The sequence below is a fragment of the Streptomyces sp. NPDC051051 genome (assembly GCF_040682975.1).
Classification (GTDB): domain Bacteria; phylum Actinomycetota; class Actinomycetes; order Streptomycetales; family Streptomycetaceae; genus Streptomyces.
The window spans coordinates 1-17867 of record NZ_JBFBCB010000044.1; the positions used below are offsets into that span (position 1 = coordinate 1).

The following is a 17867-nucleotide window of genomic DNA, read 5'->3' on the forward strand; positions in this document are numbered from 1 at the left end:
TTTTTGTGGCGCGCACCCCCCGGCCCCTCGGGCGGGTCGGGCGCGGGGGGGTGGAGCCGGACCCCGGCTCCACCCGCTCGCTCCGTGTCCCACCGGCGTTCAGGACCGGCGCAGTCGGCCCATGATCCTGGTGAAGGCCGCCGGGTCGTCCTCGTAGCCCTGCACGCCGTCGTGGAGTGACCAGCCGTCGACCGGATCGCGCACGAACTCCGCGACCGTGGCCGCCGTCGCGCCGAGCACGCCGCCGAAGTCGTTCTCGGTCAGCACGGTGTAACCCTCGCGTATCCGGAAGGCCGGATTGCGCACGCTGACGAAGGTCCGTTCCTCGGGACGCTGCTGGATGACGACGCCGACCACCACGCGCGCGTACCGGGCATCCAGCCGGTCGAGTTCGAGCGTCATGACCTCGTCCCAGCCGAAGCCCCTGCCGTCCGTGCTGTCGCGGTTGAGCGTGATGGTGCCGTCGGGGGAGCGGCTGTCGAAGTGCACCACGTAGGCGGGCTCGCCCCCCGGGTCGTCCGCGAGGTAGGTGCCGGCCACTATGTCCAGGTCGGTGGGCGGCTCACCCGCCGGACTCGGGTCCCACCTCAGCGCCATCTCGACCTTGCGGATCCCCTTGTTGAGGCCGTTCACCGGTCTTCCCCTCCCCGTCCCCGTCTGCTGTCGCGCCGAACTGGCCGCTCATCAGGGCCGGTTGTCCATCCTGCCACGCGCGTGCGGTAGCCCGCACGAGTGCCTGGTACCCAGGAGTGACCGACGCCACCCCGTCGGCCGTACCATGGCGCGGTGCTGGTCAAGTGGATTCGCTGCACCGTGGTGGACCGTCGCGGGTTCGAGCGGGGGCAGCGAAAGTGGGCGGGGCTTCTGGGGGAGCCGGGATTCCGGGGACAGGGCGGGGGCTGGAGCAGGGCACGGCCCTCGGTCGCGCATGTCTTCGCCTTCTGGGAGAGCCGAGCCTTCTACGACTCCTTCATGGCGCGCTCCCACGACCGGCTCGCGACCACCCAGGCGGGCACCTTCAAGGACGCCCAGGTCCGCCTGTTCGACTACCGCTTCGACGTGAAGACGGGCTTCGAACCCCGCTTCACCGACTCCGACCTGGTCCGGGTGGCCCTGTGCCGGGTCCACGAGGAACGCGCCGAACACTTCACCCTGATGCAGGAGAAGGTGTGGAACCCGGCCATGGCGGGATCACCCGGCATGGTCCGCGGGCTGTTCGCGGAGGCGCCGGGACACGAGTTCCTGGTCCTGTCGATGTGGCGCTCGCAGGCCGAGCACGGCAAGTACCGCACCGAGCGGGTGGAACGGCTCGCCCTGCGCGCGCAGACGGAGGCGGACGTCTCGGCCATGACCGGCGACATCGTGGAGCTGGAGCCCGCCTGGACGGTGTGAGATCCGGATTCCCGGACCGCGCGCGCCGACGCACCTCCAGGGTGCGGGAATTCGTGTGACCTACGCCGTATGGAGGCCGTACGAGTGCTCGATCGGCCGCCACTCGATCTAGTGTTTTCGCATGGCAAGACCACGGCGCATCGTCCTTGTCCGGCACGGGGAGTCAATGGGCAATGTTGATGACACCGTCTACGAGCGTGAACCCGACCATGCCCTGGCCCTGACCGAGCGGGGCCGGCACCAGGCGGAGGAGACGGGCAGGAGACTGCGGGAGGTGTTCGGCGACGAGCAGGTCAGCGTGTACGTCTCGCCCTACCGACGCACCCACGAGACCCTCCGCGCCTTCCACCTCGACCCCGACCTCATACGCGTGCGGGAGGAGCCCCGGCTGCGCGAGCAGGACTGGGGGAACTGGCAGGACCGCGACGACGTCCGCCTCCAGAAGGCCTACCGCGACGCCTACGGGCACTTCTTCTACCGCTTCGCCCAGGGCGAGAGCGGGGCGGACGTGTACGACCGGGTCGGCGGCTTCCTGGAGAGCCTGTTCCGCAGTTTCGAGGCGCCCGACCACCCGCCGAACGTGCTGATCGTGACGCACGGCCTGGCCATGCGACTGTTCTGCATGCGCTGGTTCCACTGGACGGTCGCCGAATTCGAGTCCCTGTCGAATCCCGGGAACGCCGAGATGCGGATGCTCGTTCTCGGGGACGACGGCAAGTACGCTCTCGACCGGCCGTTCGACCGGTGGCGAGTTCCGGAGCCGTACGGGATCACTGGAGAGTGGCAGAGCGATGACCGTTGACTCCTCCCCCGAGGGACGCCTGGGGCGCGCCCTGGCGGCGCTGCGCGGACTCGCGGTGGGGGACGCGCTGGGCTCACAGTTCTTCGTGCCGGCCCATTACCCGCTGCTGAAGCACCGCGAACTGCCGCCGGGACCCTGGCAGTGGACGGACGACACCGAGATGGCCTGCTCCGTCGTCGCCGTCCTGGCCGCCCACCAGCGCATCGACCAGGACGCCCTGGCCCACTCCTTCGCCGCGCACCACGACTTCGACCGCGGCTACGGCCCCGCCGTCAACCGGCTGCTGAGACTGGTCCGGGAAGGCGGCGACTGGCGCGAACTCGCAGCCGCCCTGTTCAACGGCCAGGGCTCCTGGGGCAACGGGGCCGCCATGCGGATCGCCCCCCTGGGCGCCTGGTACGCGGACGATCCCGAGCAGGCCACCCACCAGGCGGAGATCTCCGCCTACCCCACGCACCAGCACCGGGAGGCCGTGGTCGGCGCCATGGCCGTCGCCGCGGCGGCCGCGCTGGCCGGCGCGCCGGGAGGTCCGCCCGGCGCCGACGCCCTCCTGGAGGGTGTCATCGGCCTCATCCCCAGAAGCGCCGTGACGGCGGGACTGCGCCGTGCCCGGGACATGCTCGACTACGACGACGCCGGCACCGTCGCGGCGGTGCTGGGCTGCGGCCGGCGTACGACGGCCCACGACACCGTACCGTTCGCGCTCTGGTCCGCCGCCCGCTCCCTCGGCGACTACGAGGAGGCCTTCTGGACCACCGCTCAGGCGGGTGGGGACGTGGACACGACCTGCGCCATCGTCGGCGGCGTCATCGCCTCCGGAAAGGCCGGGACGCCTCCCGCCACCTGGGTGGAGCGGGTGGAGGCACTGCCGGCCTGGGTCCCCTCGGTGTCCTGAGCGCCGCCGCCCTCACCACTGAGCGGTTTCTGTCCTCACTCGCCGCCCGCCCAGGCGAACACTGTGTGTTCGGCGGGAACTCTGCGTGACCGTTCGCGCGTTGTCCGGACATCCGCCCCGCGATCGGTGAGCCCGGGGGCGGGGAGGCGGTCGAGCGGCTGGACGGAGGCGGGGTGAGCGTGAGGTTCGCGGTGTGGGCGGTGGTGATGGTGTCCGCCATTGCCTACGAGGTGCTCGGCGGGCGGAAGCGCATCGGTCGGGGCGGCGGGTGAGGGGTCGGGCGAGCGGCCGCGGACACGCGCCTGCGAGGTGCGTCGACGCCGGCCCGCGGCCTGCCCGGGTGCCCTCGCGGTCAGCCGACCACGGGGCCAGCCGTGCCCGACAGGGCCTCCAGGTCGCTCTTGCGGACCCGGATGACCAGGGCGGAGATCACCACGGCGAGCGCGGCCATGGCTGCGGCCGGTACGAAGGCCGTCGAGATCCCGTGGGCGAGTACCTCGTGTCCCCACGGAGCGGGCAACTGCCCGGTCCTCGCGAACTCGGCCTTCTGTTCCGCCGATCCCTCGGCCAGGAACTTCGGCAGCTGCTTCTCCGCCTCGTCGGTGCTGGCCGAGCCGAAGACGGTGGTCAAAAGGGCCGGTCCGATCGAACCGTCCACCTGCTGGGTGGCGTTGAGCAGGCCGGACGCGGCGCCCGCCTCGTGCTGGCTGACGCCGGCCACGGCGGTCACCGTGGCTGTCACGAAGTTCAGGCCCATTCCGAAACCGAACACCACCATCGGTCCGAGCACCCCGCCGAGGTAGGAGCTGTCGGGGCTGACGAGGGTCTGCCAGACGAGTCCGACCACCACGAGCGAGGAGCCGGTGAGCATGAACGGCTTGGGGCCGAGGACCGGCAGGAACCGCTGCGACAGACCCGCGCCGAAGGCGGCGAGGGTCAGCCCGTCCCGCCAGCCGTCCTCTGCGGCCCGGATGAAGCCGTAGACCAGGGACGCCATTCCCACCGTGGAGGTGAGGGCGCCCGCGATGTCGAAGCGCCGGGGGTGCCGTTCGGACTCCCCGATGTACAGCGGGGTGAGGACGGCGATGAGGACGCCGATGGGCACGTTGACGAACAGCACCCAGCGCCAGTCGAGCCACTCGGTGAGTCGGGGCGCCGCCACCTCCTCCCCGAACCGCTCTCCGTTCTCTCCCCCCTGCGAACGGCCCCCGCTCCCGTATTGCCCCTCCCCGCTCACTCTGCTCGCTGGAGACATACAGATGGTTACTTCGCGCTGGACGGCCGCTCCCGCTCAGGCGGCCTCCTCCCGCCGGCGCGGCGTCGTACTCGAACGCGCGATCCTCGACGCCGCCCTGGATCAACTGGGCACGGTCGGGTGGAACGGCCTCACGATGGAAGGAGTGGCGGCCGGCGCCCAGACCGGCAAGGCGGCCGTGTACCGCCGTTGGCCGTCCAAGAAGGACCTCGTCGCCGACGCCCTGTGTGCCGGGCTGCCCAGACTGGACGCGGCGCCCGATCTGGGGAGCGTGCGCGAGGACCTGTTGGCCCTGACGCGTCGGGCGCGCGATGCCATGTACTCCCGGCCGGGTTTCGCACTGCGCTCGATCATTCACGAGTGCGATCCGAATCAGGCGGAGCGCTTCCACGCCCTGATCCTCGAGGGGGTCGTCGAGCCGACCGTTCAGCTTCTGCGCGAGGTACTCAGACGTGGGACCGAAAGGGGTGAGGTGCGTTCCGACGCGGCGAACGGCTATGTGCTGGATGCCGTTCCGGCCATGATGATGTACCGATCCAAGATGTGCGGCAGCGAACGGAGCGATCGGGAGATCGAGGAGATGATCGACCAGTTCATGCTGTCGCTGCTGCGGCCGGACCCGGGCTGAACGAGCGACGGCGAGGCTTTCGGTGATCGCGCGCGAGGTCCTGCCGACCGGGGTGTCGCGAGGGGATCCGGGCGGCGTAGGCTAAGGCCGCCATGCCGTACGAACCACCCACTCACACCGTCGAGCGCTCCCTCCGCGCCACGACCGGAGCCAAGGTCATCGCCGGTGTCGACGAAGTGGGGCGCGGTGCGTGGGCCGGTCCCGTCACCGTCTGCGCGGCGGTCACCGGACTGCGCCGGCCCCCCGTCGGCCTCACCGACTCCAAGCTCCTGTCCGTCAAGCGTCGCAACGAGCTTGCCGTGGAACTGGAGAAGTGGGTGACCTCGTACGCCCTCGGGCACGCCTCCCCGGAGGAGATCGACGACCTGGGGATGACCGCCGCTCTGCGACTCGCCGCGGTGCGTGCCCTGGACGCCCTGCCGGCGCGCCCCGAGGCGGTGATCCTCGACGGCAAGCACGACTACCTCGGCGCCCCCTGGAGGGTCCGCACGGTGATCAAAGGCGATCAGTCGTGCGTGGCCGTCGCGGCGGCCTCGGTGCTCGCCAAGGTGCAGCGCGACAAAATGATGGCCGAACTGGGTATCGACCATGCAGACTTCGGTTTTGCGGACAACGCCGGGTATCCGTCGCCCGTCCACAAGGCCGCACTGGAGGAGCGGGGCCCCACCCCGTACCACCGGTTGTCGTGGGCGTATCTTGATGCGCTGCCCCAGTGGCGGCACCTCAAGAAGGCCCGCAGCTGGGCGAACGGAAGCGCGCCGGAGATCGAGGGCCAGCTCGGCTTCGACTTCTGACGATTCCGCTCGCACTGATGTGCCACCCGCTGGCGCGAGCCGCACCACCGTTTGATAGACATCAGCCCATGCCTCTCATTCCCGAGGAGCCTCAGATTCACGAGAGTGCCCAGGGTCCCCGCGCCACTCCGGCCAGTGGCCGCACCGCGCCGACCCCTCGACCCGTACCCGGTCCCCGTCCCGCGGCTCCGTCGCGTCCCGGTCGGCCTGGTCCTGTCCGGCCCACGCCGCCCGTGCAGCGCACGCCGCGCGATGTGGCCGCCGTGCCCGGGCCTTCGGCCCCGGCCGTCTCTGCCGCTTCCCCTTCCGTATCCGCTTCGGCGACTCCCCAGGTCCAGCTGATCCCGGCCTCGGCCGCGGGTGCGCTGGACGCCGCCGAGGAGGCCGTCGACCTGCTGCTCGAGTCGGGCCGCGCCCCGGGTGAGGTGCTGGTGGTCACCACCGGCGAACAGCACCCGTGGGCCGCCCATGAACTGTCCTTCGGTGAGGCGTCCTACTGGGCGCAGCACGACTCGGGGGACGACGTCTTCTACGCCGATGCCTCCGCGTTGGACCGGGCGGCGGTGCGACCCGTGGTCGTCGTCGCGGTCAACGGAGATTCCGCTGCCGTCGCCGCCACCGCCCTTCCGGCGGCCCGCGCCCGGGCCGGTGCCCTGCTGATCGTCTGCGGTGAACCGCAGCAGATCAACTCGGTGCTCGGCGCGGGCATCTGAGCCCGCTCCGGGTCGTCTCCCGGTCGTCCGGGAGAGCATCCGGGGCGGGGGAGGAGTCGCCCCGCGGCGCCTCCGCGACGGTTTTCGGGTGCGCGGGCCCGGAAGCCCGGGTGCGCCCCTCGGCGTGCGCGTGGCTGCGGGCTCGCGCGGGCTCCGGCCCCGCACGGCGGGCGAGCCGGGATGCGGCGTCGTTCGGGGGCGTCATGATGCGTCGCGCGCGACATCGTGGTGTGCCGTGCCGACGTGTGGCACCCGGTGCCGACGCGTGATGCGCGGTGCCGGCGCCCGGTGTCGTGCGGTGCGACGCGGCACCGCGCAGTCGGTTCTTCGGGACCGCTGTCCGGTGAAGGCGGATCGTTTCTGCCGACTCGGCGGGGGAGTCGGCAGCTCTCAGCGCGCGGCCGCGCGGCGCAGCACCTCCGAGGCTGCGCCGCCGGTCCGCGGCAACGGCGGCGGCGCCTCGGACAGCGCGAAGGGCTCCGGCGGTGAACCCGCGTGGGGGCGACGGCCTCCGCGGCCCTCGCCGAGGACCTGCCAGCCGTCCCGGGTCAGCGTGATGTACGCCCCGCAGCGCAGCCCGTGCAAGGTGCAGGCGTCACGCAGGCCCCACATCCAGGCACCGTCCTCCTCCGTCCAGCGCGCGTCGCCCTCGCGGCAGTAGAGCAGCACGGCGGTGCGCACCGGAGTGCGGCGCCGCAGATCGTGCGGGATGACCCGGCGCAGCTGGGCGAGCAGCGCGTTGCGGAACATCCAGCCGTCGGCCTGCGCCTGGCGCCGTGTGAACGAGGCGCTGGCGAGCAGCCTTTCGTCCGGATCGAGCACCGCCACGATCGCGGTGGCCGGCTTCGGCAGATGACGCGCGTGCAGGCCGCTGACGACCTCTCGCGGGTTGCGCAGCAGCGGAATGCCGGCCGAAGCCCACTCCGCGGGTTCGAGCAAGCGGTTGGCGGAAGCGGCGGACGGGGACGTCGACAGTGATGCCGACGACGGAGCGAATCCGAGGGTCACGAGCCTCCCTTCGGCTACGGCCCACACCTGCGGGCGGGTCGGATTCGGGGGCACGCACACCGCAGCAGAGCCCTGCCGGACCACGGGCGAGCCGTGCGGGGAGCGGAACTCAATTCTTCCTGTCGAACTTGGATGCGGCAACGAGCAATTGGGGCCACCGACCCTTATGTGGCGGAGAGTGTCTTATATCCTTACCCCATGAACACAGTGTGACGCGTGCGCCGGTCGTACACCGCTCGTTCATCTGCCCCAGGGGTGGCGTTTCCCGGTCGACGCGTGGGCTTTCCCCGGCCGAGGCGCAGGCGGTGCCGGCCGGCGCACGCGGTGCCGCCCTGGTTTCGGGTGCACGGATGCGCCACGTTCGCTCACGCAGAGTGAGGTGGTCGATTGTCAGTGCCATCGGGTTGCATGGGGGCATGGACAACCTGGAGCTCCGCACCGAAGCAGACGCCATCCTCGCCGAGCTCGTGGGTGTGCCGGGGGCACGGTTGCGGGAGGACCAGTGGCAGGCGGTGGCGGCCCTCGTCGAGGAGCGCCGGCGGGCCCTGGTGGTGCAGCGCACCGGCTGGGGCAAGTCGGCGGTGTACTTCGTCGCCACCGCGCTGCTGCGCCGGCGCGGTTCCGGGCCGACGGTGATCGTCTCGCCGTTGCTGGCGTTGATGCGCAACCAGGTCGAGGCCGCGGAGCGGGCGGGCATCCAGGCGCGCACCATCAACTCGGCGAATCCGGAGGAGTGGGCCGCGATCTACCAGGAGGTCGAGCGCGGCGAGACCGACGTTCTCCTCGTCAGTCCCGAACGCCTCAACTCCGTTGATTTCCGGGACCAGGTGCTCCCCAAGCTGGCGGCCACGACCGGTCTGCTGGTGGTCGACGAGGCGCACTGCATCTCCGACTGGGGCCACGACTTCCGCCCCGACTACCGCCGGCTGCGGGCCATGCTCGGCGACCTCGCCCCCGGTGTGCCGGTCCTCGCCACCACCGCGACCGCCAACGCGCGCGTCACGGCCGACGTGGCCGAACAGCTCGGTACCGGCGCCGGTGAGGCCCTGGTGCTGCGCGGCTCGCTGGAGCGGGAAAGCCTCCGGCTCGGAGTCGTCCGGCTGCCGGACGCCGCGCACCGCCTGGCCTGGCTCGCCGAGCACCTGGACGAACTGCCGGGCTCCGGGATCATCTACGCGCTGACGGTCGCCGCAGCCGAGGAGGCCACCGCCTTCCTGCGGCAGCGCGGCTACACGGTGGACTCGTACACGGGCCGCACGGAGAACGCCGACCGGCTCCAGGCCGAGACCGACCTGCAGGAGAACAGGGTCAAGGCGCTCGTGGCCACCTCCGCGCTGGGCATGGGATTCGACAAGCCGGATCTGGGGTTCGTCGTCCACCTCGGCTCGCCCTCCTCGCCGATCGCCTACTACCAGCAGGTGGGCCGTGCGGGCCGAGGCGTGGAGCACGCCGAGGTGCTGTTGCTGCCCGGCAAGGAGGACGAAGCCATCTGGCGCTACTTCGCCGACACCGCCTTCCCGCCCGAGGCGCAGGTGCGCCAGACCCTCTCGGCCCTCGCCGACGCGGGACGGCCGCTGTCCGTGCCCGCCCTGGAGGCGATGGTGGACCTGCGGCGCACCCGGCTGGAGACGATGCTGAAGGTCCTCGACGTGGACGGGGCCGTCAAGCGGGTCAAGGGCGGCTGGGAGAGCACGGGGCAGCCCTGGACGTACGACACCGAGCGGTACTCCTGGGTGGCCCGGCAGCGGGCCGCCGAGCAGCAGGCCATGCGCGACTACGTGAGCACGACCGCGTGCCGGATGGAGTTCCTGCGCCGGCAGCTGGACGACGAGGGCGCGGTCCCGTGCGGCCGTTGCGACAACTGCGCCGGTGCCTGGATCGCTTCCTCGGTCTCGGCCGAGGCCCTCACCGGGGCGACGAAGGAACTGGATCGCCCGGGGGTGGAGATCGAGCCGCGCCGCATGTGGCCGACGGGCATGGCCGCGCTCGGCGTCGACCTCAAGGGGCGCATCCCCGTTCGCGAGCAGTGCTCCACCGGGCGCGCGCTGGGTCGCCTCTCGGACATCGGCTGGGGCAATCGCTTGCGCCCCCTGCTGGCCGAGAACGCCCCCGACGGACCCGTCCCCGACGAGGTCCTGAAAGCCGCGGTGGCGGTCCTCGCCGACTGGGCGCGCTCCCCGGGCGGCTGGGCGGCCGACGCCCCCGACGCCTCGGCCCGGCCGGTGGGCGTCGTCGCGGTCCCGTCCCTGGCCCGCCCGCAACTGGTCGGCTCCCTCGCCCAGGGCATCGCGGCCGTCGGCCGCCTCCCCTTCCTGGGCGCCCTGACCTACACCGGCCAGGGCGGTGCCCACGCGGTCCGGCGCAGCAACTCCGCCCAGCGCCTCAGGGCGCTCTCGGAGGCCTTCGCCGTCTCCGATGAGCTGGCAGCCGCCCTGGCGGCCGCTCCGGGGCCCGTGTTGCTCGTGGACGACTACACCGACTCCGGCTGGACCCTCGCGGTCGCCGCCCGCCTCCTTCGCCGGGCAGGCAGCGAGGCGGTTCTTCCGCTGGTCCTCGCCGCGGCGGGCTGAGCATCCCCTGCGAAAGGCTCGGGTCCGGGCGGAGGGGGAGGTCGGCGGCAGCGGGCCTCGCGTCGATGACGTGTCCCTGGCCAGACTTATCCACAGGCTCAACCGGAATTTCACAGTCCGCGAGATCGTCGACACATGACGAACCACAGCGAAACGACTGGATCCGCCGGAAACGACGACATCGCCGGACGCGGGGGACGTACCGGTCCCGGACCGCACGAGAGCCGGGCCTCATACGAGCACGAGACCGCGTACGGCCGTGCGGCCTCGTACGAGCACGACGCCTCGTACGACCACGAGACCGAGAGCGCGTACGAAGGGCACGTCCCGTACGACGGGCGCCCCGTCCCCGACGGAGGTCCCGCCTCGCACCAGGTCACCCTGCGCACCCCGGCCGAGTTGGCCGACGCCCTGCCCTACCTGCTCGGGTACCGGCCCGAGGACAGCATCGTTCTCGTCGCCCTCCACGACCAGGGCGGCCGGGGCAGGTTCGGCGGCCGGGCCCGTCTCGGCATCCCGGCCCACCCGGAGGACTGGCCCGCGGTGGCCCGGCAACTGGCACAGGGGCTCGTGACCGGCAGCGAACGCAGGGGGGTCCGCCCCGCGCAGATCGTCGCCTACCTCTGCCAGGAACCGGCGAAGGGCGAGACGGGCAATCGGGTCAGGGAGCGCCTCCAGCCGCTCGCGCACGCGCTCCGTGTCGAGTGCGGTCGGCTCGACATCCCGGTGATCGAGGCGCTGTGCATCTCGGACGGCCGCTTCTGGTCGTACTGCTGCTCCGGCGAGGGCTGCTGCCCGGTCGAGGGGGTGCCGATGGGCCTGCCGGGCACATCCGTGCTGGCTGCGGCGGCCACCTATGCCGGCATCCAGGTCCGCGGCACGCTGAGGGAGCTGAGGGCCCGGCTGCTGCCGCTGGAAACGGGTGCCGCCGTGGAGCAGGAGTTGGCCCTCGACACGGCGGGCATGGACCTGCTTCCCCGGATGCTCCACGACACGAGTCGCGCGGCCGTCGCGGAGGAGACCGTCGCACTGGCCGCACGCGTGATCCGCAGGTTCTCCGAAGCGCCCTCAGTGACGGGCGCCCTCCCCGCGGATCGCCGGGACGACGAACTCGTGGCTTCCGACGAAGCCGCCGCCCTCATTCTGGGCCTCCAGGACCGGGTGACCCGTGACCGCGCCGCCGAGTGGATGGAGGGCGACGAAGCGGCCCCCGCCCTGCGGCTCTGGCGAGCGCTGGCCCGCCGCTGCGTCGGCCCCTACGGCGAGCACGCGGCGGCCCCGCTCACCCTCGCCGGCTGGGTCGCATGGTCCAGCGGTGACGAACTCGAGGCCCGGGAAGCCCTCGCTATGGCCCTGGGCGCGGACCCGAGCTACCTCTTCGCCCGCCTCCTGCACCATGCCTGCAACGAGGGTCTGGACCCCGAATCGGTCCGACGCTGCCTGCGCGCCGAGCGCGAGGTGCGCGAACAGCAGGTCGGAGGAGGAACCGACCGCCGGGGGAGGGCCGGGGCCGGAACGGGGACCGTGACCCGAACCGGGACCGTGTCCGGGACCCGTGGCCACGACCGGGCCGCTGCTCAACTCCAAGGAGGGACACAGCCTCGAGCAGGCGATCAGGACGCCCGGATCGGCGTCGAGAGCCACGAAAGCGGTGCCGGCCGGACCCACGGCCGGGGCGGAGCCCGGCCCGGTGCGGCATCGGATGCCGACAGCGCGACCGGTTCCGCTCCCGCTCCGGTCCCGGAGCGGTCCCCCTCACCGAGCGCCGACCGCCGCCGACGCCGTACGCGTTCCGCCGGTGTCGCCGGCTCTCCCGCGCGGACGACGGCGGGGGCGGCGCAGGAACGGGGAGCGAAGACCCTCCGCACCCGTGCGGCCGGCCCGACGCGGCCCGCCGCTCCCGGCCGGGTCGACACGCGCTCGCGCACCCGCACCTCCGGCGAGGCCGCCGCACGGCGGCGGAGCGGCTGCGCCGACGGCGACGGGAACAACGGGCAGAGGTGAGCCGGTACCCACTCGGAGCAGGGAGGCGGGAGGCGCCCGGCCGCTCGTCGTACCGGACCGGCCGGGAGGCCGCTCACAGCCGGACAGCCGTAGGAGCGGCCTCCCGCCCGCCGCACCAGCGCCATTCGGTGGGCCGCCGCCCGCGCTGGCGTGACCTGGTGGAGCCCGGCCCCGTTCCCTGTGTGGCGGCACCGCCCGCCCGGGTTGTGCCGCTGCGCCCTGCCGGAGACGGCCGTCGACCACGCCAGAGGCGTCCAGAGAGCAGAGGAAGTCACCTCATGCATCAGCCGACTCCGCCCTCAGTCACCGACGAGCGCCGCCCGGTGCTCCCGCCGCCCGGTCCGGCACCGCAGTCCCCGCGACGGCAGATGCCACCGGCTCCGGCTCAGGGAGCCACCCCGCGTCGCCCCGCCGATCTGCCTCCCGTCCACACGGCGATGATCTGCGTCTCCCTGCCCGGTCTCGCCATCTCCACCGGCGAGGGACAGCTGACCGGGCGCGGACTGGAGGGGTTCTACCGGGCGGGCCGACGCGTCCTGTCCCGCTGCCAGGTGCGGGTCGCCGGACGCGAACCGCTCGTCGTCCAGGCACGGATGACATCGGCCGACCGGGCTCGTTTCGTCGGAACCCTGCGGGTCACGCCCCACGGGGGACCGGATCCGGACGTCGTCGTCGAGCGAACCCGTTCCGCGGACGGCGTCGAACGGATCACGTTGCGCAGCGCCGCCACGCGCCCACTGCGTCTGCCGGTGGAGGTGGCCCTCGGCACGGACCTGGCCGACCTGGGCGCCGTCGCGGCCGGCGCCGTCGGGCCCGAGCTGCCCGCCAGCGTGCACGACTCCGGCCTGCGTTGGGCCGGCCCCGCCGGGAACGCCTGCGTCACGGCCCACCCGCCACCCACCGACGCGCTCGCCTCCGCGGGGCTCCTGCGCTGGGAGTTCGACGTGCCTCCCGGCGGCAGCGTGACCGTCGAGCTGAGAGTCCGCCTGGAAGGTGCGGGGCCGATGCGGGCCGTGAGCCGGGCCGCGACGAGCCCCCTGGCCGCCGCGCGGGCGACCGGCGACGACCCCCGGGTCCGTCAGTTCCTGGACACGAGCATCGAGGACCTGGAGGCCCTCCTCGTGCGCGACCCCGTACACCCCGGGGACATCCAGCTCGCCGCGGGAGCACCGTGGCGCTGCGGGCCGGCCCCTACCGAGGCCCTGGCCGCGGCCCGTATGACCCTGCCTCTCGGCACACGGCTCGCCGCCGGCACGCTGCGCGCCCTCGCCCGCACCCAGGTCAGGGGCAAGGGGCCACGGACGGGCATGATCCCGGGGCCGCGGCGCGACGCGGGCGCACACCTGCCCCCGGCCTGCACCGGGACGGAGGCGACGCTGCTCTTCCCCGTGCTCCTGGCGGAGGCCCGCCGGTGGGGGCTGCCCGATCGGGACACGGAGGAACTGCTGCCGACGGCCGAGCGCTGTCTGGCCTGGCTGCGGGCCGCGACGGGGGAGAGCACGTATCTGTGCGATCCCCGGTCCGGCGGGACCGTCCGGTGCGAGACGCAGGCCCAGGCCCACCGCGCGGCACTGCTCGGCGCCGACCTGCTCGATGCCCTGGGCAGACCGGGCGGCAACGGACTGCGGGAATGGGCGCAGGCGCTGCGGACCGCGTTCCAGAAGGACTTCTGGATCGACGACCCGGCAGGCGGCCGCCCCGCCGCCGCCCGGACCCCGGACGGACGCCCGGTGCCCCGTCTGGGAGCGACCACCGTCCACCTCCTGGACACCGGCCTGCTGGGCGGCGGGGAGTACGCCCCCGGGCTCCTCGACAAGGTGCGGACCGAACAGCTCGCCCGGCTCCTCGGCAGCCCGGGCATGGACTCCGGGTGGGGGCTGCGCGGACTGGGTGTGCGAGAGGCGGGTCACAACCCCTTCGGTCATCGCGGCGGTGCCGTACGGGTCCACGAGACGGCGATCGGAGTCTCGGGGCTGGCGGCGGCGGGATACGAGAAGGAGGCGGGATCCCTGCTGCGGGGCGTACTGGCGGCGGCCGAGGCTTTCGGCCACCGGCTCCCCGAGATGTACGGCGGGGAGCAGCGAACCGAGGGGAGTGCCCCGCTGCCCCACCCGGCCGCCTGCCGCCCTGCCGCCACTGCGGCCGCCGCCGGGGTCCTCCTCCTGACCACGGTGGCGGGAATCCGGCCCGACGCCCCGGCCGGGACCGTGACCTTGCGCCCGCTGCGCGGCGCACCCCTGGGCGAGGTCGGCCTGACAGGTCTGCGGGTCTCCGGCGCCGCCTTCTCCGTGCGGGTCAGCCGACTCGGGCTGGCCATGGTCGAGGAGGCGGTCGACGGGCTGCAATTGGGCACGTGACCCGGCGGGGCACGGGACGGGCCGACAGCCCCGGGGTGCGTGGAAACGGCCGCGCGGACCGCGGTGGCCCAGCCGTCGATGCGGCGGACGAAGGGCGTGTTTATCGTCAGGAAGACGACTATGATCGCCGCATGCCCTACGACCCGTCAGCGTTTCCGCCCTTCGCCGTCACTGTGGACCTGGTCGTGCTGACCGTGCGCCGCCATGCCCTGTGCGCGCTGGCGGTACGCAGGGGGGAGCCGCCGTTCCAGGGGTGGTGGGCCCTTCCGGGCGGCTTCGTGCGGGACGACGAGGACCTTTCCCAGGCGGCGGCACGTGAGCTGGCCGAGGAGACCGGACTGCGCGCCCACGGTCCCGCCGCCCCCGACCAGGACAACGGCGCTCACCTGGAACAGCTCGCCACCTACGGCGATCCCGGGCGCGACCCCCGGATGCGTGTGGTCAGCGTCGCCCACCTCGCCCTCGCCCCCGACCTGCCGGCACCGCGCGCCGGCGGCGACGCGAGCAACGCGCGCTGGGCCCCGGTCGAGGAACTGCTGCAGCAGGGCGGTTACGGCCGTGACGGTGAACCGGTGGCACCTCTCGCCTTCGATCACGCGCAGATCCTTGCCGACGGGGTCGAGCGGGCCCGCTCCAAGATCGAGTACTCGTCGCTGGCGACCGCGTTCTGCCCCACCGAGTTCACCGTCGGCGAGCTGCGCCGAGTGTACGAAGCGGTGTGGGGGGTGGCGCTGGACCCGCGGAACTTCCACCGCAAGGTGACGGGCACACCGGGCTTCCTGGTCCCCACGGGCGGCACCACCACCCGTCAGGGTGGCCGCCCCGCGCAGCTCTTCCGCGCCGGCGGCGCGACCCTGCTCAACCCGCCGATGCTGCGTCCCGAGGTGTGATCCCGGCGCGCGTACCGGGACGTGTGACAGGGCCTCGACCGCCTCGGGACATGCGCGGCAGGCCAGGGCCTCGACCGCCCCGGGGCGTGCTGACCGGGTCGTGACCGCTCCGGGGCGTCGACCGCCGCTCGGCATTCACTTCGCGCCCCCCGCGGATCAGGTGTCCGTGTCGATCGCCGTTCCGGGCGGGGTGGTTGGCGCCCCGCGACGATCAGGGTTCCGCGGCCAGCCGTGCTACCCCGCAAAACGTGACATAGCACGCTATCTTGCTGCGGGTGATCCAGGCCTTCGGACTGACCAGCAATCCCCGCAAGGGCCTCCCGCTCGCGCTCGACGACGTTTCCTTCGAGGCGCGCGCGGGACACGTGACCGTGCTGCTCGGAGCGCCGGGCGCGGGTAAGACCACGGCGCTGAGACTCATGCTCGAACTCCAACAGGGCCGTGGTATGACCTACTTCAGAGGCCGCCCCCTGCACCGCATCGCCCACCCGTCCCGGGAGGTCGGTGTCCTCCTGGGGGATGTGCCGGGGCATCCGGCCCGCACCGTCCGGGGCCATCTGCGCATGTTGTGCGCGGCCGCCGGTGTCCCGGTCCGGCGGGCCGACGAGGTCCTCGAAGCGGTCGGCCTGGTCAGCCTGCGCGACGAGCGCCTGGGCACCCTCTCCCGCGGCATGGACCGCCGGCTCGGCCTCGCCTGCGCCCTCCTCGCCGATCCGCACACCCTCGTGCTCGACCACCCGGCCGACGGACTCTCCGAGCGCGAAAGCCGCTGGCTGCACGGTCTGCTGCGCGCGCACGCGGCCCAGGGCGGCACCGTGCTCTCGACCACGGCCGACCCCAAGGAGGCCGCCCGTACGGCCGACCGGGTCGTCACCCTGGACCAGGGCAGGCTCGTCGCCGACCAGGAAGCCGCCCACTTCGCCCGCAACCGGCTGCGGCCCCGCGTCGCCGTCCGCACTCCGCACGCCGCGCGCCTGGCGGCTGCACTCACCAAAGAGGCCCGTACCGCTCGCCACTCCGTCGAGGTCGTGCAGGAGGACGGCAACCGCCTCTCCGTGTACGGCAGTACCTGTGCAGACATCGGGGAGGCCGCGTTCCGGCACCGCATCCTCGTTCACCAACTCGCCGACGAGGTAGGCGACATGGGCCCCGGAGCCGACGGCTGCAACGCGGACTCGACGCACGCCGGGCAGGAGACCGGCGGCCAGGGCGGCGAACCCGGCCCGGTCCCCGCCCGCGACGACCGACCGTCCGGCGACACGCCCCACGAGGAGCAGCCCACCGCGGCCGCCGGCGCCCCCTCCCCGGAACCGGGCCGCTCGACCCAGAACCCGCCCTCCACCTCCACCGGAGCCGGACCCCGGCCGACCCCCACCGCACCGGTACCGGCCGCCACAGACACGGCGACGGCGCCGGTCAAGAGGCCGGTCGCGCCGGGAGTCGTGGGAGCGGGACGGGGCGCCGGAGAGTCGGCGGTTACGCCGGTCGGGGAATCGGTCGCGCCGGGAGGCACCGGACCGGGACCGGCCGCCGCAGCCGCGACGGAGCCCCCCGCGCAGCCGGCCTCGCCGGACGGCCGACCCGACGACCCCCCGGCCGCCGCTGGACCCGCCCGCGCCCCGATCGGGGGCCCCTCGGATCCCTCTCGCGCCCTCGAAGGCGCTCTGCCCGCTCTGCCACCCCCCATCGCCGTCCGTTCCGCCCCCAGCCCGCTGCGCCCTCTCCGCTACGAACTGCGCCGTGCCGCGGGTATCAGCACCGGCTTCCTCACCGGTGCCGCCGTCCTGATCGTCTCCGCCCTCACCTCGCTCGTCCTGGCCCGTATCGGGCACACCTCGCAGGCACGGCTGCTGGCCGCCTGGCCCGTGCAGCTGCCGCTGCCCCCGGCGGCCCTCGGCGCGGGCCTGCTCGGTGCGCTCGCCTTCGGGGACGAGTTCCGCCACCCCGCCCTGGCGGCGGATCGCGGGAGCGTACCGCGCAGGCTGGGCCTGCTCACCGCCAAGCTCCTCGTCTCCGCCCTCACCGCGCTGACGCTCGCCTTCCTCACCGCGGGCTGTGACGCCGAAGTGCTCTATCTCGTCCACGGACGGGAGTTCACGCAGGTTCCCGCCGACTGGTTCCAGCTGGGCGCGAGTTGGCTCGCGCTCACGGTCGGCTGCGCTTGGGCCGGTGTCCTGGCCGCGGGCGTCTTCCGGTCCACCACGGCCGGGCTCGCGGCGGTGGTCGCCGTACCGGTGGCCGTCGTACCGCTCGTACAGAAGGCCGTGGAGAGCGCATCTGTGCGGACCGCCGCCGGATTCCCGGTGCGGCTGCGTGAGGTGCTGCTCTCGCAGTGGCCCTTCGGCGGGGACCGCTATGTGGCAGCCGCGTTGCGTGTGGTCACTCAACCCGTGGGCGGAGCCTTGACGTTGTCGCTGAGCGGTCTGCTCTGCGCGTATCTGCTCACAACCATGCGCAGTCGTGCCCGGTGACGACCGTCCGTTCTCGCCTGGGAACGGATTGTGCGCAACTCCCCGCAGAACGCCCATTTCTTTCCGATAAGGCGTCAATTGCGACGGG

General features: G+C 73.1%; 13 protein-coding genes and 1 pseudogene. 11 read left to right on the forward strand and 3 right to left on the reverse strand.

Features of this window, described 5'->3' with window-relative positions:
• Positions 1–99 precede the first annotated feature (99 nt).
• Complete coding sequence (locus tag AB0N31_RS27945) at positions 100–633, reverse strand: TerD family protein (protein ID WP_366061202.1); 534 nt, start codon at positions 631–633, stop codon at positions 100–102.
• Between the two features lie 153 nt (positions 634–786).
• On the opposite strand from AB0N31_RS27945, the gene AB0N31_RS27950 reads away from it, so the two are divergent.
• From AB0N31_RS27950 to AB0N31_RS27960, 3 genes are all read left to right on the forward strand, one after another.
• Complete coding sequence (locus AB0N31_RS27950; protein WP_366061203.1) at positions 787–1392, forward strand: YdbC family protein; 606 nt, start codon at positions 787–789, stop codon at positions 1390–1392.
• Between the two features lie 121 nt (positions 1393–1513).
• Positions 1514–2194, forward strand: coding sequence for a histidine phosphatase family protein (locus tag AB0N31_RS27955; protein ID WP_366061204.1), 681 nt, complete (start codon positions 1514–1516; stop codon positions 2192–2194).
• Positions 2184–3089: an ADP-ribosylglycohydrolase family protein gene (locus AB0N31_RS27960; RefSeq protein ID WP_366061205.1), complete on the forward strand. Its 906-nt coding sequence runs from the start codon at positions 2184–2186 to the stop codon at positions 3087–3089. Before AB0N31_RS27955 ends, AB0N31_RS27960 begins: the two co-directional genes overlap by 11 nt.
• A gap of 352 nt (positions 3090–3441) precedes the next feature.
• Here the strand turns inward: AB0N31_RS27960 and AB0N31_RS27965 are convergent.
• Positions 3442–4236 (reverse strand): annotated as a pseudogene (locus AB0N31_RS27965) (MFS transporter); the annotation flags it as partial.
• Between the two features lie 112 nt (positions 4237–4348).
• Here AB0N31_RS27965 and AB0N31_RS27970 point away from each other — a divergent pair.
• The 3 genes from AB0N31_RS27970 (at position 4349) to AB0N31_RS27980 (ending at position 6479) form a co-directional block, all read left to right on the forward strand.
• Positions 4349–4972 (forward strand): TetR/AcrR family transcriptional regulator, encoded by a 624-nt coding sequence (locus AB0N31_RS27970; protein ID WP_366061206.1) that lies wholly within the window; start codon positions 4349–4351, stop codon positions 4970–4972.
• Positions 4973–5064: 92 nt separating this feature from the next.
• Positions 5065–5766 carry a ribonuclease HII gene (locus tag AB0N31_RS27975; protein WP_366061207.1) on the forward strand — a complete coding sequence of 234 codons (702 nt, stop codon included), beginning with the start codon at positions 5065–5067 and terminating at the stop codon, positions 5764–5766.
• A gap of 68 nt (positions 5767–5834) precedes the next feature.
• Positions 5835–6479, forward strand: coding sequence for a hypothetical protein (locus AB0N31_RS27980; RefSeq protein WP_366061208.1), 645 nt, complete (start codon positions 5835–5837; stop codon positions 6477–6479).
• Between the two features lie 390 nt (positions 6480–6869).
• Here the strand turns inward: AB0N31_RS27980 and AB0N31_RS27985 are convergent, their stop codons facing one another.
• Positions 6870–7487 (reverse strand): hypothetical protein, encoded by a 618-nt coding sequence (locus AB0N31_RS27985; RefSeq protein WP_366061209.1) that lies wholly within the window; start codon positions 7485–7487, stop codon positions 6870–6872.
• Positions 7488–7903: 416 nt separating this feature from the next.
• Between AB0N31_RS27985 and AB0N31_RS27990 the strand changes: the two genes are divergently transcribed.
• The 5 genes from AB0N31_RS27990 (at position 7904) to AB0N31_RS28010 (ending at position 17779) form a co-directional block, all read left to right on the forward strand.
• Entirely contained in the window at positions 7904–10057 is a 2154-nt protein-coding gene (locus AB0N31_RS27990; protein WP_366061210.1) for a RecQ family ATP-dependent DNA helicase, read from the forward strand.
• 135 nt (positions 10058–10192) lie between these two features.
• The gene (locus AB0N31_RS27995; RefSeq protein ID WP_366061211.1) at positions 10193–12061 is read left to right on the forward strand and encodes a DUF4192 family protein; all 1869 of its coding nucleotides are present in this window, start codon (positions 10193–10195) and stop codon (positions 12059–12061) included.
• 437 nt (positions 12062–12498) lie between these two features.
• Positions 12499–14418, forward strand: a complete 1920-nt coding sequence (locus AB0N31_RS28000; RefSeq protein WP_366061250.1) for a glycogen debranching N-terminal domain-containing protein — start codon at positions 12499–12501, stop codon at positions 14416–14418.
• 131 nt (positions 14419–14549) lie between these two features.
• Positions 14550–15308, forward strand: coding sequence for an NUDIX hydrolase (locus tag AB0N31_RS28005; RefSeq protein WP_366061212.1), 759 nt, complete (start codon positions 14550–14552; stop codon positions 15306–15308).
• A gap of 275 nt (positions 15309–15583) precedes the next feature.
• On the forward strand, positions 15584–17779 hold the full coding sequence (locus AB0N31_RS28010; RefSeq protein ID WP_366061213.1) for an ATP-binding cassette domain-containing protein: 2196 nt from the start codon (positions 15584–15586) through the stop codon (positions 17777–17779).
• Positions 17780–17867: the final 88 nt, after the last annotated feature.

Bases quoted from the DNA above. Each gene is read 5' to 3' on its own strand.
- AB0N31_RS27955 (WP_366061204.1), top strand. From the start codon at position 1,514: ATGGCAAGACCACGGCGCATCGTCCTTGTCCGGCACGGGGAGTCAATG.
- AB0N31_RS27960 (WP_366061205.1), top strand. From the start codon at position 2,184: ATGACCGTTGACTCCTCCCCCGAGGGACGCCTGGGGCGCGCCCTGGCG.
- AB0N31_RS27970 (WP_366061206.1), top strand. From the start codon at position 4,349: ATGGTTACTTCGCGCTGGACGGCCGCTCCCGCTCAGGCGGCCTCCTCC.
- AB0N31_RS27975 (WP_366061207.1), top strand. From the start codon at position 5,065: ATGCCGTACGAACCACCCACTCACACCGTCGAGCGCTCCCTCCGCGCC.
- AB0N31_RS27980 (WP_366061208.1), top strand. From the start codon at position 5,835: ATGCCTCTCATTCCCGAGGAGCCTCAGATTCACGAGAGTGCCCAGGGT.
- AB0N31_RS27990 (WP_366061210.1), top strand. From the start codon at position 7,904: ATGGACAACCTGGAGCTCCGCACCGAAGCAGACGCCATCCTCGCCGAG.
- AB0N31_RS27995 (WP_366061211.1), top strand. From the start codon at position 10,193: ATGACGAACCACAGCGAAACGACTGGATCCGCCGGAAACGACGACATC.
- AB0N31_RS28000 (WP_366061250.1), top strand. From the start codon at position 12,499: ATGATCTGCGTCTCCCTGCCCGGTCTCGCCATCTCCACCGGCGAGGGA.
- AB0N31_RS28005 (WP_366061212.1), top strand. From the start codon at position 14,550: ATGCCCTACGACCCGTCAGCGTTTCCGCCCTTCGCCGTCACTGTGGAC.